Source organism: uncultured Jannaschia sp. (assembly GCF_947494055.1).
Taxonomy (GTDB): domain Bacteria; phylum Pseudomonadota; class Alphaproteobacteria; order Rhodobacterales; family Rhodobacteraceae; genus Jannaschia.
On record NZ_CANLTR010000002.1, the window covers coordinates 38853 to 53916 of the forward strand.

At 69.7% G+C, this 15064-nt stretch carries 14 protein-coding genes and 1 tRNA gene; 3 read left to right on the forward strand and 12 right to left on the reverse strand.

What is annotated here, in order from left to right; genetic code table 11:
• Window position 1: 1 nt before the first annotated feature.
• The 3 genes from Q1A87_RS02225 to Q1A87_RS02235 all read right to left on the reverse strand — a co-directional run bounded on the left by Q1A87_RS02225 (window position 2) and on the right by Q1A87_RS02235 (window position 2257).
• Complete coding sequence (locus tag Q1A87_RS02225) at window positions 2–1573, reverse strand: alpha-amylase family glycosyl hydrolase (protein ID WP_299646635.1); 1572 nt, start codon at window positions 1571–1573, stop codon at window positions 2–4.
• Between the two features lie 55 nt (window positions 1574–1628).
• A tRNA-His gene (locus Q1A87_RS02230) sits at window positions 1629–1705 on the reverse strand.
• A gap of 63 nt (window positions 1706–1768) precedes the next feature.
• Window positions 1769–2257, reverse strand: a complete 489-nt coding sequence (locus Q1A87_RS02235) for a GNAT family N-acetyltransferase (RefSeq protein WP_299646637.1) — start codon at window positions 2255–2257, stop codon at window positions 1769–1771.
• A 44-nt stretch (window positions 2258–2301) separates the two neighbouring features.
• Here Q1A87_RS02235 and Q1A87_RS02240 point away from each other — a divergent pair, with 44 nt between their 5' ends.
• The gene (locus Q1A87_RS02240) at window positions 2302–2487 is read left to right on the forward strand and encodes a DUF6324 family protein (protein WP_299646639.1); all 186 of its coding nucleotides are present in this window, start codon (window positions 2302–2304) and stop codon (window positions 2485–2487) included.
• Here the strand turns inward: Q1A87_RS02240 and Q1A87_RS02245 are convergent.
• The 3 genes from Q1A87_RS02245 to Q1A87_RS02255 all read right to left on the reverse strand — a co-directional run bounded on the left by Q1A87_RS02245 (window position 2471) and on the right by Q1A87_RS02255 (window position 4552).
• The gene (locus tag Q1A87_RS02245; protein WP_299646641.1) at window positions 2471–2941 is read right to left on the reverse strand and encodes an MmcB family DNA repair protein; all 471 of its coding nucleotides are present in this window, start codon (window positions 2939–2941) and stop codon (window positions 2471–2473) included. The genes Q1A87_RS02240 and Q1A87_RS02245 overlap by 17 nt on opposite strands.
• A 292-nt stretch (window positions 2942–3233) precedes the next feature.
• The gene (locus Q1A87_RS02250) at window positions 3234–3965 is read right to left on the reverse strand and encodes an alpha/beta fold hydrolase (protein ID WP_299646643.1); all 732 of its coding nucleotides are present in this window, start codon (window positions 3963–3965) and stop codon (window positions 3234–3236) included.
• The gene (locus tag Q1A87_RS02255) at window positions 3962–4552 is read right to left on the reverse strand and encodes a 2-hydroxychromene-2-carboxylate isomerase (RefSeq protein WP_299646645.1); all 591 of its coding nucleotides are present in this window, start codon (window positions 4550–4552) and stop codon (window positions 3962–3964) included. Before Q1A87_RS02255 ends, Q1A87_RS02250 begins: the two co-directional genes overlap by 4 nt.
• A 157-nt stretch (window positions 4553–4709) precedes the next feature.
• Here Q1A87_RS02255 and Q1A87_RS02260 point away from each other — a divergent pair, with 157 nt between their 5' ends.
• Window positions 4710–5738 (forward strand): ribose-phosphate pyrophosphokinase, encoded by a 1029-nt coding sequence (locus Q1A87_RS02260; RefSeq protein ID WP_299646647.1) that lies wholly within the window; start codon window positions 4710–4712, stop codon window positions 5736–5738.
• Window positions 5728–6846 (forward strand): class I SAM-dependent RNA methyltransferase, encoded by a 1119-nt coding sequence (locus tag Q1A87_RS02265; protein WP_299646649.1) that lies wholly within the window; start codon window positions 5728–5730, stop codon window positions 6844–6846. Before Q1A87_RS02260 ends, Q1A87_RS02265 begins: the two co-directional genes overlap by 11 nt.
• 125 nt (window positions 6847–6971) lie before the next feature.
• Here Q1A87_RS02265 and Q1A87_RS02270 read toward each other — a convergent pair whose 3' ends face one another.
• The 6 genes from Q1A87_RS02270 to Q1A87_RS02295 form a co-directional block, all read right to left on the reverse strand.
• The gene (locus tag Q1A87_RS02270) at window positions 6972–7766 is read right to left on the reverse strand and encodes a xanthine dehydrogenase family protein subunit M (protein ID WP_299646651.1); all 795 of its coding nucleotides are present in this window, start codon (window positions 7764–7766) and stop codon (window positions 6972–6974) included.
• Between the two features lie 10 nt (window positions 7767–7776).
• Window positions 7777–10230 carry a xanthine dehydrogenase family protein molybdopterin-binding subunit gene (locus Q1A87_RS02275; RefSeq protein WP_299646653.1) on the reverse strand — a complete coding sequence of 818 codons (2454 nt, stop codon included), beginning with the start codon at window positions 10228–10230 and terminating at the stop codon, window positions 7777–7779.
• Between the two features lie 92 nt (window positions 10231–10322).
• The gene (locus Q1A87_RS02280) at window positions 10323–10808 is read right to left on the reverse strand and encodes a (2Fe-2S)-binding protein (RefSeq protein ID WP_299646655.1); all 486 of its coding nucleotides are present in this window, start codon (window positions 10806–10808) and stop codon (window positions 10323–10325) included.
• Between the two features lie 22 nt (window positions 10809–10830).
• The gene (locus Q1A87_RS02285) at window positions 10831–11850 is read right to left on the reverse strand and encodes a molybdopterin-binding protein (protein WP_299646657.1); all 1020 of its coding nucleotides are present in this window, start codon (window positions 11848–11850) and stop codon (window positions 10831–10833) included.
• The gene (locus tag Q1A87_RS02290; RefSeq protein WP_299646659.1) at window positions 11847–12815 is read right to left on the reverse strand and encodes an XdhC family protein; all 969 of its coding nucleotides are present in this window, start codon (window positions 12813–12815) and stop codon (window positions 11847–11849) included. Before Q1A87_RS02290 ends, Q1A87_RS02285 begins: the two co-directional genes overlap by 4 nt.
• Window positions 12816–12928: 113 nt before the next feature.
• Window positions 12929–14989: an OmpA family protein gene (locus Q1A87_RS02295; protein WP_299646661.1), complete on the reverse strand. Its 2061-nt coding sequence runs from the start codon at window positions 14987–14989 to the stop codon at window positions 12929–12931.
• Between the last annotated feature and the right edge of the window lie 75 nt (window positions 14990–15064).

A 15064-nucleotide genomic window follows, 5' to 3' on the forward strand; every position in this document is an offset into this window, starting at 1 on the left:
CTCAGGCGAGCCGGACGACGCGACCCTCGTTCGGGGCAAGATCGCCCGTCCGTTCGTCGTCGCCGGTGGTCGAGAACAGCGTCTCGCCCGCCAGATCCGTCGGCCGGGTCATGTCGCTGAAGTTCAGCGCCACGCCGATCCGGCTGTCGCCCTGCTTCCGCTCGTAGCAGAAAACCGCGTCGTCCACCGAGATCGTGCGGTAATCGCCCAGCGTCAGCGCCACTTCCGCCCGTCGCAGCCGCAGGAGACGGCGGTGGAGGTTCAGCATCGAGGCCGGATCGTCCTCCTGCGCGGCGACGTTCATGCCCGAACGCGTGTCCATCGGCAGCCAAGGCTCCCCCGTCGTGAAGCCGCCGCCCGGTCCCGCCTCCCAGGCGATCGGCGCACGCTCGGGGTCGCGGCCAAGCCCCTCGCCCGGCATGTTGAGCTCCCAGGGATCGACGACACGGTCGGCGGGAATCTCCACGTTCTCCATGCCAAGCTCGTCGCCCTGGTAGATCGTCGGCGTTCCGCGCAGCGTCAGCAGCAGCGTCGCCGCCACCGCCGCCTGATCGGGGCCGGCGCGGGTGGCGATGCGGGCGCGGTCGTGATTGCCCAGCACCCAGTTCGGCCAGGCCCCTTCGGGCAGCGCGGCCTCGTAGGCGTCGACGAGGCCCGCGACGATCATCGGGTTCCACTCGATCTTGATGAGCAGGAAGTTGAACGGCAGCTGGAAGCCGTCGAGCTCGGCGCCGTAATACTCGATGAACTCGTGGATCTCGCCGTAGGCCTCGCCGACGAGGAGCTTCTCCTCGGGATAGGTCCGGGCAAGCTTGCGCATGTCGCGGACGACGTCGAAGACCTCAGGCTGATGGCGGGAATGCGCGGCCACGAGGCTCATCGTATGGCCCTCGGCCCCGGTCCAGTCCGGATTGACCGGGTTGTCGCCCCGCTCGGGGTTCGGCGCGGCGTGGTCCACCGCGTCGACGCGGAAGCCGTCCACGCCCCGGTCGAACCAGAACTGCATCGCATTTAGCATGGCGGCGCGGGCCTCGGGGTTGCGCCAGTTGATGGTCGGCTGCTCGGGCAGGAAGGAATGGAGGTAGTATTGCCCGGTCCCCGCGTCCCATTCCCAGGTCGAGCCGCCGAACTCGGCGATCCAGTTCGTCGGCGGGCCGCCATCGGGCTGCGGGTCGCGCCAGACATACCAGTCCCGCTTCGGATTGTCGCGGGAGGACCGGCTTTCGAGGAACCAGGGGTGCCGGTCGGAGCTGTGGCAGGGCACGAAGTCGAGGAGGAGCTTCAGCCCGCGCGCATGGATCGCGGTCAGCAGACGCTCGAAATCCTCCATCGTCCCGAACAGCGGATCGACACCGGTGTAGTCCGAGACGTCGTAGCCGAAATCGGCCATCGGAGACGGATAGAAGGGCGAGATCCAGATCGCGTCCACGCCGAGTGCGACGAGATGGTCGAGCCGCGACTCGATCCCCGCAAGATCGCCGATTCCGTCGCCGTCGCTGTCCATGAAGGAGCGCGGGTAGATCTGGTAGATGACCCCCGTCTTCCACCATTCGGTGGTGCTGGCGTCGGACATGGCTCGGCCTCCCTCGGGGATGGTCGCGGATCGGTTCCGCAGGGGGGATGGAGGATGGTACCAGCGCCCCGGCTCGAACGGGGGACCTCCTGATCCACAATCAGGCGCTCTAACCAACTGAGCTACGCCGGCACTCGAACGCGCTCTAGCGAAACAGCCTCCGGGGTGCAAGGGCGCGAAGGGCTTCCGGAGACGTCAGAGCGTCAACTCCCAGGTCTGCTCGACCGTGGGCTGACCATAGGCCACGACCGGAACCCTGCCCACGAGATCGAAGCCGCTGCGGGCGTAGAGGCGGCCGGCGGCCCGGTGGCTCTCATGCGTCCAGAGGACGACCTTCCGGGCGCCGTTCGCGCGGGCGTGTTCGATCAACGCCTCCAGCATCCGCCGGGCAAGCCCCGTGCCGCGCATCGCCGGCTCGACGAGGAACATGCGCAGCTTGGCCACTTCCGCGTCCGGCCAGACGCAGAACACGCAGCCCTGGCGCGTGCCCGCCGCGTCGACGGCGATCCAGGCGCGATCCCGTGGACCGCGGCTCGCGATGAACTCGGCCAGGACGGCCAGCACCAGCCCCTCGAAGGCGATGTCGTAGCCCTCGTCCGCCCAGTAGAGCGCACCGTGCCGCATCGCGACCCAGCCCGCATCGCCGGGTTCCAGATCGCGGAACGTGCAGTCGTCGAGCGTCATCGGGCCATCTTGCGTGGTGCCTGTGCGAAGTCTAGAGGGGCGGCATGGGCATCAACAACCAATCCGACGCCGAGGCGAACCTGCAGATCGGGCCGACCGATCAGGGCATGGTGCGCATCTTCGTCGAGAGCCACGGGGCCGAGATCCCGATGGATTTCGAGCCGGACGAGGCGCTCGAGATCGCCGAGGAGATCCGTGCCGCCGCGATGATGGTCAAAGGCTCGCGGTAGAGCCCCACATCGGGTCGCGCAGGCCCTGCATCCGCCCGGCGGCGCAGCGCGCGAACTTGAGCGTCAGCTTTTTGCGGCGCGCGGGCGCGAGGGGCGCGGCCTCCGGCATCCGCACGATCTCCGCGTCGAAGGCGTCGGCCACGATCAGACCCGTCTCGGCCGGCAGGATCTCGGCGGGAAATTCCGCGTCGACGGCCCAGAAATACCGGTCGCCCCATTCAAGGTAGCCCGTCCATTTCAGGTCGGAGGTGAAGTCGGCACGGCTCGACTTGCACTCCACGATCCAGAACTCGCCCTTCGGCCCGAGCGCCATGACGTCGAGGCGCCGGCCGCGTTCGGGCGAGAACTCCTCGAGGCACGCGAAGTCGTGTTCGCGCAGATGGCGGCAGACGCCCCGCGCGAGAAGCTGGCCGGGTTGCGGTTCACAGGCGGGGGGCGGGTCCGGAACGAACATGGGCGCGGTTGTGAACGAAGCGTGAACCGGTGTCCAGACGGAGGCGTCGGCCGAAGACCCCTTGCAGGGGCGGCATCCGCAACCTAGCTTCCCTCTCGGTGTTTCTGTGCTTCTCGTCACCACGGCATAATTCCGGTGGCCTTAAGCAATTCCGAGGGAGCTGGCTCTGTCGCGGTCCTGGCCGTGTTACCCGGCGCCCACCTGTATATACAGGTCCTCGGGAATACATGCCCGACGGTTGCCACGGTTCACCACGAGCCCGATCCCGAAAGGGGTCGGGCTCGCTTCGTTTTCAGGTCCCGGCGATGGCAGCGCGCAGTTGCTCCGCGAGTGCTTCCGGCGCCTCCACCGGGATCATGTGCCCTGCGCCGGCTTCGACGATCCGCGCCCCCGGCAGGCGGGCGCGCAGCCCCGCGGCGACCCCGGCGACGACGGCCGGCGGATCGCGGCGAGTCACGATCGTGACCGGCGGCGGATCGGCCGGCAGGCGTGAAAGGATTGTGTGGACGTCCGCGACGATGCCGGGCGCGCTTGCCGCGATCAGGTGAATGCGGTTGCGGATATAGGCCCGCCGCCGGTCCGGCAGCGCATCCCACGCCGAGCCGTCGCCCCAACGTCCGGTGAAGGCCCGCGCGGCGGCGTCGCGGTCGCCGGCTTCCATTGCGGCGTCGACCGGCGCCATCTCCGTCCGGTTCGCCGCCTGCAAGGCAGGCTCGGCCGCGGCGAACATCACCGGCTCGACCAGCGTGAGGCTGCGGATGCGGTCGGGCGCCTCCGCCAGTAGGCGCAGCGCGACGCAGCCGCCGTAGCTGTGGCCGATCAGATCGAAGGCGCCGGGCGGCACGGCAGCCCAGGCGATCTCGACGGCCTGATCCATGAAGGGGCGCGCGGCATCCCAGGGGGCGGCGTGGCCGTGCCCGGGCAGATCGGGGCAGACGAGCCGGGTTTCGGGCATCGCCCCCTGGACCCCGCGCCAGGCCGCCCCCGACGCGAGCATGCAATGCAGCGCGAGGATGGTCCTCACACCTGGGAAAGATAGCGGTCGAGATCGTCCAGCCGGTCCTGACCCCAGAACTTCTCCTCGCCCGCGACGAAGAACGGCACGCCGAACACGCCGGCGGCGACCGCGTCCTCCAGATTGCGGGCATAGGTCTCCGCTCCCGCCATCATGCCGCGATTGACGAGGCCGCGGTCGAAGCCCGCCGCCTCGAGACAATCGGCAATGACCGCGTCCTCGGCCACGTCACGCTCCTCGGCCCAGCAGGCCCGCGTCAGACCGGCCACCAGCGCGGCAAGGTCGCCGCCGCCCTCGGCCTGCGCGGCGATGATCGCGTAAGAGGACGGAGCGGGGTTCGTCGGCCAGTGGGCGGGATGCAGGTTCAGCGGCTTGCCTGCCTTCTCCGCCTGCCGGCGCATCTCGATCAGGCGATAGGCCTGCCGGCTCTCGTGGCGGTCCTTCGGAGGCTGGCCGCCGGTACGCCCGAAGAGGTCGAAGGTGTTGAGCGGCTTGTAGACGATTTCGGCGCCGTGCTTCCGCGCGATCTCCGCCGGCCGCGTGGCGGCGAGGTAGGTATAGGGCGACGTGGTGGCGAGGTAATAGTCGATCTGCATGGCATCCTCCGGGACTGCGCGTCGCCGCGGACGGTAGGCGCACGGTCACCCGGGCGCAACGATGCGCGCGCCACGCGCCGCGGCACGCTTTGCCCCCGACCCGGCGGGTGCTAGGCGATGCGCGAGCGAGACCCGCGGTGATTCGAGAGGTGCGTGCATGCCAAGTCCCGACCCGAAGGTCATCTCCGGCAACGCGAACCGTCCTCTCGCCCGGGCCATCATGCGGCGCCTGTCGATGCACAGGGGCGTGCGGACCGGCCTCGTCGAAGCGCGGGTGGAGCGCTTCAACGACCAGGAAATCTTCGTCGAGGTGTTCGAGAACGTGCGCGGCGAGGACATGTTCATCGTCCAGTCCACCTCGAACCCGGCGAACGACAACCTGATGGAGCTCCTCATCATCTCGGACGCGCTGCGGCGCTCCTCGGCGGCGCGCATCACCGCCGTGATCCCCTATTTCGGCTATGCCCGGCAGGACCGGCGGACCAAGGCGCGCACGCCGATCTCCGCCAAGCTGGTGGCCAACCTGATCGCCAATTCCGGGATCGAGCGGGTGCTGACGATGGATCTGCATGCCGCGCAGATCCAGGGCTTCTTCGATATTCCCGTCGACAACCTCTACGCGTCGCCGATCTTCGCGCTCGACATCATGCACCATTTTCGCGGCAGCATGGACGATCTGGCGATCGTCAGCCCGGACGTGGGCGGCGTGGCCCGCGCGCGCGAACTCGCGCAGCGGATCAACGCGCCGCTCTCCATCGTCGACAAGCGACGCGAGCGTGCGGGCGAGATCTCGGAAATGACGGTGATCGGCGAGGTGGCCGGCAAGACGGTCATCATCGTGGACGACATCTGCGACACGGCCGGCACGCTCTGCAAGGCGGCGGACGTCCTGGTGGAGGCCGGCGCGAAGGAGGTGCACGCCTACATCACGCATGGCGTCCTGTCCGGTCCGGCCGTCGGGCGGATCACTGCGTCGCAGCTGAAGAGCCTCGTCATCACCGACTCGATCGAGCCGACGGAGGACGTCAAAAGCTGCGCCAACATCCGCATCGTGCCGACCGCGCCGATGCTGACGCAGGCGATCCTCAACATCTGGAACGGCACGTCGGTCTCGTCGCTCTTCGACACCGCGACGCTCGAGCCGATCTACGAACCGCTCTATCCCGGCCTCAACATTGACGCCTGAACCGACGGGGATCTTCCTCGTCTGCCCGCCCGGCCTCGAGCCCGTCCTGGCGGACGAGGCGTCGGAGGCGGGTTTCGACGGCGTGGCGGTCGTCCCGGGCGGCGTGACGATCCGCGGCGGATGGGCGGAGGTGTGGCGGGCGAACCTGACGTTGCGCGGGGCCGTGCGGGTGCTGGCGGGGATCGGCGCGTTCCGGGCCTTCCATCTGGCGCAACTCGACAAGCGGGCGCGCAAGTTTCCCTGGGCCGACACGCTGCGCCCCGACATTCCCGTCGCGGTCGAGGTCGCGACGAACCGGAAGTCCAAGATCTACCATGCCGGCGCGGCGCAACAGCGGATCGAGACGGCCATCGCCGAAGAACTCGGCGCGCCGATCGGGCCCGGCGGCGTGACGGTTCGGGCACGGATCGACGACAACCTCGTCGAGCTCAGCGTTGATACGTCGGGGAAGAGCCTCCACAAGCGCGGCCACAAGGTCGCAGTCGGCAAGGCCCCGATGCGGGAGACGATGGCGGCGATGTTCCTGCGCGCCTGCGGCTATCGCGGGGCGGAGCCGGTGCTGGACCCGATGTGCGGCTCCGGCAGCTTCGTGATCGAGGCGGCCGAGATCGCCGCGGGGCTGCGGCCCGGACGGGGACGACTCTTCGCCTTCGAGCGGCTCGCGCGCTTCGATGTCGATACCTGGACCGCGATGCGCGAGCAGGGGGTTCGGCCCCAGCCCGACCTTGCCTTTTACGGCTCCGACCGCGATGCCGGGGCCTTCGCCGCCGCGCGGGCCAATGCCGAGCGTGCCGGGATCGGCGAGCTCGTCTCCTTCCGTAAGGCGGCCGTGAGCGAGATCGAACCGCCCCCCGGGGCACCCGGCCTCGTCATCGCGAACCCGCCCTACGGCGGGCGGATCGGCGACCGCAAGGCGCTCTATCCGCTCTACGCGGCGTTGGGCCGTTCCCTGCGGACGCGCTTCGGCGGCTGGCGGGTGGGAATCGTGACCACGGAAGCGGGTCTCGCCGGCGCGATGGAGCTTCCCTTCGCACCACCGGGACCGCCGGTGCCGCACGGGGGCCTGAAGGTCCGTCTCTGGCAGACCGGCCCCCTGCCCGCGTCCTGAACGTCCGTCTCGACGCGAAGCCGGACGTGTCCAGACTGTGGGATCGATCGGCCGACACGATTGTCGATGAATGAGGGACGCCTGCCGAGCGTGAATGCCCCGGTCAGCCGTCCCTGACCGTCTCGTCAGAGGCAGGCCTTCACCGCCCGCGCGCACATGACCTTCACGAGATGCGCGCGGTAGGCGCCGTCGCCGTGCAGGTCCGAGATCATGCCGCCCGCATCGGGCGCGGTCAGCCCCCTTGCCGCATCTTCCGAGAAGTCCGCGGACAGCGCCGCTTCCGCCTCGCCCCACCGGAACACGCCGTCGGACGAGGCGCCGGTCACGGCGACGCGCACGCCGTCGGCATACCTGGCGACGAAGACCGCGACGAGCGGGAAGCGGGAGGCGGGCTGGATGAACTTCTCGTAATGCGCGGCCTGGGGTACCGGGAACTTCACCTCGGTGACGATCTCCCCCTCCTCGAGCGCGGTCGTGAACATGCCGAGGAAGTATTCGTCCGCCGGGATTTCCCGGTTCTGGGTGACGATCGTCGCGTTGCAGGCCAACGCCGCGGCCGGGTAGCAGGCCGAGGGGTCGTTGTTGGCGAGCGAGCCGCCGATCGTGCCGCGATTGCGTACCGCCGGATCGCCGATCCGTCCGGCGAGCGACGCCAGCGCCGGGAAGGTCTCGGCGCAACCGCTCTGCACGGCGGCGTGAGTGGTCCCGCCACCGATGCAGATCCGCCCGTTATCGTCGGTGCAGATCCCCTTGATCTCCGCGATCCCCGACAACGCGACCAGCCGGTCTGCCATCGCCAGCCGCGCCTTCATCGTCGGCAAGAGCGTCTGCCCGCCGCCGAGCGCCTGCGCGTCCTCGGCCTGAAGCGCCTCGATCGCCTCCTGCAGGTTCGTGGGCCGGACCAGTTCGAAATCGTACATCGCTCTCTCCTCAGACGTTCGTCGCGGCGCCGGCCACGGACCGGTCGTGCGTCGTCTCTTCGCTATGCGCCGCCGGTTGCGCGGCGCCCTGGTTCGGTGTTCCGCCATGCATGGCGTGCCAGACCCGCGGCGGCGTCAGCGGCATGTCGATATGACCCACCTCATGGCCGCCCGAGGCCAGCGCGTCGATCACCGCGTTGACGACGGAAGGCGGCGAGCCGATCGCCCCCGCCTCGCCGCAACCCTTCACGCCCAGCGGATTGTGGGTGCAAGGCGTCTGGCAGGAGCTGTCCACCGTGAACATCGGGAAGTCGTGCGCCCGGGGCATGGCGTAGTCCATGTAGCTGGCCGAAAGCAGCTGCCCGTCGGCGTCGTAGGCACAATTCTCGAGGAGCGCCTGCCCGATTCCCTGCGCCAAGCCGCCGTGCACTTGACCTTCGACGATCATCGGGTTCACGACGTTCCCGAAATCGTCGGCCGCGGCGAAGGCCAGCACCTCGACCTTCCCGGTCTCGGGGTCGACCTCCACCTCGCAGGCATAGGCACCCGAGGGATAGGTGAAGTTGTTCGGGTCGTAGAACGCCGTCTCCTCCAGGCCCGGCTCGATCTCCTCCAACGGGTAGTTGTGCGGCACGTAGGCGGCGAGCGTCACATCGCCCCAGGCGACCGACTTGTCGGTCCCGGCGACGGTGAAGCGGCCGTCCTTCAGCTCGATATCCTGATCGGAGGCCTCCATGAGGTGCGCGGCGATCTTCTTGGCCTTGGCGATGATCTTCTCGGTCGCGCGGTAGATGGCCGAGCCGCCGACCGCCAGCGAGCGGGAACCGTAGGTGCCCATGCCCATCGGCGTGTTGGCCGTGTCGCCGTGGACGATCTCGATCTGATCCTCGGGAATGCCGATCATGTCCGCCACGACCTGCGGGAAGGAGGTCTCGTGCCCCTGCCCGTGGCTGTGGCTGCCGGTCATCACCACGAGGCCGCCGGTCGCGTTCACCCGCACCGTCGCGCTCTCGTAGAGGCCGGCCCGCGCCCCGAGCTGCCCGACGAGGTGGCTGGGCGCGATGCCGCAGGCCTCGATGTAGGAATTGATCCCGAGCCCGCGCAGCTTGCCCCGCGCCTCGCTCTCCGCCCGCCGCGCGGGGAAGCCGTCGCGGTCGATGAGCTCCAGCAGCTTGTCCATCGTCGCGTTGTAATCGCCGGTATCGTATTCGACGGCAACGGGCGTCGCGTAGGGGAACTCGGTGATGAAGTTCTTCCGGCGCAGCTCCACCGGATCGACGCCCAGTTCGCGGGCCGCCTTGTCCACGACCCGCTCCAGCTGGAACGTCGCCTCGGGCCGTCCGGCCCCGCGATAAGCATCCACCGGCACGGTGTTGGTGAAGACCGCCTTCACGTTCACGTAGATCAGCGGCGTCTTGTAGTTGCCGGCCATCAGCGTGCCGTGCAGCCAGGTCGGCACCGAGGGCGCGAAGGTCGAGAGATAGGCGCCCATGTTGGCGTAGGTCTCGGTCCGGAGCGCGGTGAAGTTGTGCTCGGCATCCAGGGCGAGCTCGATCTTGGTGACGTGGTCGCGCCCGTGCGCGTCCGACATGAAGGCCTCGGAGCGGGATGAGGTCCATTTCACGGGGCGTTCCAGCGCCTTCGCCGCGAAAGTGCAGAACGCCTCCTCCGCGTAGTGGAAGATCTTGGTGCCGAAGCCGCCGCCCACGTCGGGCGCCACGACCCGCAGCTTGTGCTCGGGAATGCCGAGGACGAAGGCCCCCATCAGCAGGCGGATCACGTGCGGGTTCTGCGACGTCGTGTAGAGCGTCGAGTGGTCGTCGTGGGACGTGTAGTCGCCGACGGCCACGCGCGGCTCCATCGGGTTGGCGATCAGCCGGTTGTTGACCAGTTCCAGCGTGGTGACATGGGCCGCCTCCGAGATCGCGCGATCCACCGCGTCCTTGTTCTCCTGCACGAAGCCCCAGTCGTAGCAGAGGTTGCTCGTCAAATCGTCGTGCACCTTCGGCGCGTCGGGCTTCACCGCGGCCTTCATGTCGATCACCGCGGGCAGCGACTCGATGTCGACCTCGATCGCCTCGCAGGCATCCTTCGCCTGATCGCGCGTCTCCGCGACGACGGCGGCGATCGGGTCGCCCACGTGGCGCACCTTTCCGTCGGCCAGGACCGGATGCTTCGGCTCCTGCATGACCGAGCCGTCGATGGACGTGATCTGCCAGCCGCAGGGGATGCCGCCGACTTCGGCGAAATCCTTGCCGGTGAAGACCCGGATCACGCCCTCCATCGCCTCGGCCGCGCTCGTGTCGATCGACGTGATCCGCCCGTGCGCCACGTCCGAGCGCAGGAACACGACATGCGCCTGCCCCATGAGGTTGATGTCGTCGGTGTAGCGGCCCTTCCCGGTCAGGAAGCGCACGTCCTCGCGCCGCTTCGGGCTCGCGCCTATTCCGGTATCCTTCGGCATGTCTCGTCCTCCCTTGATGCCGGGAGGTCCGCGACCCCGCTCCGGCTCGTGTTCCGTTGCGGCGCGCGCCCTCCCCGACGCGTGCCGATCCCCTACTCGGCCGCGACGGCCGGCACGTCCTGACCCGAGGCCGCCATCACCGCCTTGACGATGTTGTGGTAGCCGGTGCAGCGGCAGATGTTGCCCTCGAGGTAGTGGCGCACCTCCGCCTCGCTCGGCCGCGGGTTCTCCTTCAGAAGCGACGTCGCCGCCATCACCATGCCCGGCGTGCAGAAGCCGCATTGCAGGCCGTGATAATCCTGGAACGCCTGCTGCACCGTACTGAGCGTACCGTCCGCCCCGGCGACCCCCTCGATCGTCGTGACCTCGGCGCCGTCGACCTCCTGCGCCAGCACGCTGCACGCCTTCACCGGCTCGCCGTTCAGGTGCACGATGCAGGCCCCGCATTGCGTCGTGTCGCAGCCGACATGCGTCCCCGTCAGGCGCAACCCCTCGCGCAGCCAGTCGACCAGCAGCGTCCGGCCCTCGGCCTCGGCGCTGCGGGACTTGCCGTTTACGGTCATCGTGACTTTGGTCATGCGTCGTCTCCCTCGTTTGCGGTCACTCAACCACAGGTCCGGCAGGCGGGGAACTGCGATTTTGGTCGCGCCGCCGCGGCTCCCGCGGTTGCGGCCGGGTCGGGATCTCGCCCAGCAGCCCGCCGACCCCCATCCGCGCGATGTCCTCGCCCGTAAGCTCGATCCCGCAGACCAGGCGTTCCAGCACCCAGTCCGCGCCGTTGAGCTTCGGCGACCGGGCACAGCCCGGCAGGCCCAGCACCCGGTCGGACCCGAGCGTGCCGAGGAAAAGCAGGTTCCCCGGATCGACCGGCATCCCGAACCGCGTGAGGCGCCCCCCGGCATCGACCAGCGCGCCGGGCCCGACATCTTCGACATCCGAGGTGGCCGAAGCCGTCAGGATCAGGCGCAACGGCGCGTCCCCTGCCGCGAGCGCCGCCCGGATCGCGTCCCGCCGGTGCGGTACTTGGGTGACTTCGCAGGCCACGCCCAGCCGGTCGAGCCGGTCCAGAACCGCCCGCGTCCCGTCCGGCGCGCCCTCCAGAACCGTCACGATCAACTCCGCCCGCCCGATCACCGGCGGATGCAGGCGCAACGCGCCGGTCAAGGCGTCGAGCCGACCCGAAAGTACCGCGCCGTCCGTGGCATAGGGGATGATCTTCACCGTCGCGACCATCGTTCCCGCCGCCACGCGCTGCCATTCCGGCAGCGTCGCCACGGTCACGTCCGGCGTGATCGCGTTGGCCGCGTCGATCTTCGCGCGCGACACTTCCAGAACGCCCGTACCCGTCGCGTGAATATTGGCGCGCCCCGTGAACGGCGGGCGAAGTTCGAGCCCCGGGGCGAGCAGCGCGCGGCCGACCATTTCTGCCACGTCGTTCTCGGTCACGTCGCCGGGGTCCGGCCGCGCAACGATCACGCTGTCCCGCCCCGCCGCGCGCAGCCGCGCCACGATGTCTGCGTCGAGGCGGCTTCCCTTGCGAATCCGCCCCTCGGGCGTGGCGACCGAATGGGCGAGGATCGCGCCTTCCGCCTCGCCGAGCGGTACCGGGCCGAACCTCATGGACGGCGCAGCGCCTGCGTCATCGCCGCGAGGATCGCCACCGCGATCTCGCCCGGCGTGCGGGATCCGATGTCGAGCCCGATCGGCGCGTCGATCCGTGCGATCCGGTCCGCGTCGATCCCGGCCTCCTCCAACCGCGCAACCCGCTTCGCATGCGTCCGCGTCGAGCCGAGCGCGCCGATGTAGAAGGCGGGCGAGCCGAGCGCGACCATCAGCGCGGGGTCGTCGAGCTTCGGATCGTGCGTCAGCAACACCACCGCCGTCCGCGCGTCGGGGGCGAGCGCCGTCATCGCCGCGTCCGGCCAGTCATGCGTCAGCGCGGTGTCCGGGAACCGTGCCGGCGACGCGAAGGCCTCGCGCGGGTCGATCACCGTCGCGGCGTACCCGGCAAGCCGCGCCATCGGGACAAGCATCTGCGCGACATGCACCCCGCCCACGACGATCAGGCGCAACGGCGGCGCGTGCAGGGTCACGAAGGTGCGCCCGTCCGGCTCGAAATCGCTGCGATCCGCGCGAAGCCGCTTGGCTACGGCATCGGCCGGAACGAGAGAGGCTGCCCCGTTCTCGACATCCACCGCTTGTCCGACCGCCTCACCCCGCGCGCGCCGGTCCACCAGATCCGCCAGCAAATCCTCGGGCAGCGTCCCGCCCACCGGCTCGACCAGCACGCGGATGCGCCCCCCGCAGGCGAGGCCGACCGCGAAGGCCTCGTCGTCGGACACCCCGTATTCCAGGACCCGGTGCCGCCGATCCTCCATCGCCTCGAGCGCCTCGGCCACCACCGCGCCCTCGACGCAGCCGCCCGAGACGGAGCCCGCGATCTCCGCCTCGCCCGACACGGCGAGTTGCGAGCCCCGGGGGCGCGGCGCGCTGCCCCAGGTCTCGATCACGGTGGCGAGGACCGCCCCCTTGCCGGCGCGATGCCAGTCGAGCGCGGCGCGCGGCGCATCATCGGTTGCCTGCATAAAAAAATGGACCCTCCGCCGGCAGAATGGCGAAGGGTCGCGCCTTGAACAAGCACTTCGTAATGACCCACCCCTTCCCGGGACCGGCCTTTAATTTCCTTGCACGTCGCGGCTCAATTCGCCGCGGCGGTTCTCAGCAGGCCGGTGATCTGTCGGACGGTGGCCCGACGGTTCTCCTGCTCCGCATTCTCTGTCGGCACCTTCAGGAACTCCTCGCCGTAGCCCTGGACGACCATGTTCTCGACGGGGACGTCGAAATACTCGTTGAGCGCGAGCGCCAGCGTCTCCGCCCGGCGGTCGGACAGAGCGAGGTTGTAGGCCGCGTCGCCCACGGCGTCGGTATGCCCCTCGATGAGGAACACCTCCTTCGGGTTCTCCCGGATCGTGCCCAGCACCTCGCGGGCCAGACTCGTCAGGTTCGCGGCCTGTTCCGGCGAGATCGCGGCGGAGCCCGACGCGAAGGTCACCGTGTTCACCTCGTAAGCCGGAGCGAGCGCCCGGACCTCGGGAATGCTGCGAACCTGCGCCAGACTGAAGCGCCGTTCGGTCCCCGCCTCGCGCTCGAGCGCGTCCCGCAGCGGATCGCCGCTCTGACCCGAGCGCGAAGAGACGATCGGCTCCGGCAGCGTCGCGACGTCGACCGGCTCCACCGCTTCGGTGTCGTCGATCAGCGTGTAGCGGGTGCCGTCCGGGTCGATCCGGTCGCGGCGCAGTACGCGCAGCGAGGCGTCGCGGATCGTCACGATCCGGCTGCCGTTCGGTCGCGTGACCGTGGTGCGGGTGGAGCCGTCGTCGAACCGCTCGGTCCGCACGTCGTCGCCGCTCTGCCGCAACAGCGCGTCGTCGTCCTTGAAGACCTGCAGCGCGCCGTCGTCCTGCTGCACGACAACGCGGTCGCCGGAATTGGAGACGACGCGGCTGCGATTGGCGAGGACCGTCCCGACCGCCAGCGCCCCGAGCGCGCCGAGCGCGAGCTTCGCACCGCCGGACAGGCCCCCGTCGTCGTCGTCGTCATCGTCGTCGTTCTCGCTGACCACGGCCTCGGTCTCGAAATCCTCGGACGAGGTACGCACATCGCCCTCGGCGATCGTCTCCTCCTCGACCTCGGCTTCGGATTCCTCGCCCGCGATGGCCGCCGCGGCCGAACCGCCATTGCCCTGGAGTTGCTCGAGCGCCTGCGAGGCCTGATCGCGGGCCCGGCGCTGCCGCTCGTTCAGTTCGGGCTCGGGCCTGGAGGCAACGTCCTCGGCGATGGCGCTGTCTTTCTCGCCGCGCCGTCCGCCCTCGTTCGCCTGCCGCCGCTCCTCGCGAGTCCGCCCCGTGCGATCGCCGTCGGACTCGGCCGCTTCGGCTTCGGGCTCCACGTCAGTTTCGCCACCTTCGTTCGCCTGCCGCCGCTGCTCGCGCTCCTGCCGTGTGCGGTCACCACCGGATCCCGCCGCTTCGGCCTCGGGCTCCGCGTTCCTTCTGCCGCCTTCGTCCGCGGCCGCATCGGTATCGCCTGACGCCGCATCCGCCTCGGCACGCGGCGACTCGGTAGCGTTCCCGTCCTGACCCTCGGCCTCGAGCCGACGGCGCACGCGCTCCTCCTCGGTGCCGCCATCGCCGTCCCGCTCTCCAGATTTGGCAGATCGATCCGCGTCACGCGCGCGGCGGGTCCCGGCCGCTTCCTCCTCGCTCGGGGCCTCGGTCGCTTGGCCGTCCGCCATGGCAGGCTCCGTGGCGTCGGCCGGCGCGCGCGGCTCTTCGGCGACCTCGGGTTCCGTCGGGGAGGCCGGTTCGGCGGTTCCGTCGGCTTCGGGGTCGGCTTCGAGCTCAGCGTCGGCCTCTGCTGGAACCTCCGCTTCCGCGGCGCGGTTGGCCCGCTCGGCCCGATCGCCTTTGGCCTTCCGGCCATTGCCCTCGGTGCTTTCCGCGTCGCCCGCGGCCTCCGCATCGACAGCGGGCGCCTCCGGCGCCGCACCCTCGTTCACGCCCTGCCTCGTCAGGCAACGCTCGAGCCGGTTCGGCCGGCCCGCGAACTCCGCCTCGCAGGCGGCGATTATCTCGGCATTGTCCTGGGCAAAGGCGGGTGGAACGAACCCGGGTACGAGCAACGAGACGCTTGCGGCCAGAGCGGTCGCCTTGCGGAACGGCGCGTGTGCACGCGCCTCTGTATGCTTGGTCCGGGCCATGATGCCTCCTACGGAATCCTGTGCGATCGGTCGAGCGGTCGCGGTCACTTCCAACCCCATCCACCGGGCGCAGTT

Coding starts and splice junctions, on each gene's coding strand:
- Q1A87_RS02225 (WP_299646635.1), bottom strand. CDS start 1,573: ATGTCCGACGCCAGCACCACCGAATGGTGGAAGACGGGGGTCATCTAC.
- Q1A87_RS02280 (WP_299646655.1), bottom strand. CDS start 10,808: ATGACCAAAGTCACGATGACCGTAAACGGCAAGTCCCGCAGCGCCGAG.
- Q1A87_RS02295 (WP_299646661.1), bottom strand. CDS start 14,989: ATGGCCCGGACCAAGCATACAGAGGCGCGTGCACACGCGCCGTTCCGC.
- Q1A87_RS02290 (WP_299646659.1), bottom strand. CDS start 12,815: ATGCAGGCAACCGATGATGCGCCGCGCGCCGCGCTCGACTGGCATCGC.
- Q1A87_RS02260 (WP_299646647.1), top strand. CDS start 4,710: ATGCCAAGTCCCGACCCGAAGGTCATCTCCGGCAACGCGAACCGTCCT.
- Q1A87_RS02285 (WP_299646657.1), bottom strand. CDS start 11,850: ATGAGGTTCGGCCCGGTACCGCTCGGCGAGGCGGAAGGCGCGATCCTC.
- Q1A87_RS02275 (WP_299646653.1), bottom strand. CDS start 10,230: ATGCCGAAGGATACCGGAATAGGCGCGAGCCCGAAGCGGCGCGAGGAC.
- Q1A87_RS02255 (WP_299646645.1), bottom strand. CDS start 4,552: ATGCAGATCGACTATTACCTCGCCACCACGTCGCCCTATACCTACCTC.
- Q1A87_RS02240 (WP_299646639.1), top strand. CDS start 2,302: ATGGGCATCAACAACCAATCCGACGCCGAGGCGAACCTGCAGATCGGG.
- Q1A87_RS02245 (WP_299646641.1), bottom strand. CDS start 2,941: ATGTTCGTTCCGGACCCGCCCCCCGCCTGTGAACCGCAACCCGGCCAG.
- Q1A87_RS02235 (WP_299646637.1), bottom strand. CDS start 2,257: ATGACGCTCGACGACTGCACGTTCCGCGATCTGGAACCCGGCGATGCG.
- Q1A87_RS02270 (WP_299646651.1), bottom strand. CDS start 7,766: ATGTACGATTTCGAACTGGTCCGGCCCACGAACCTGCAGGAGGCGATC.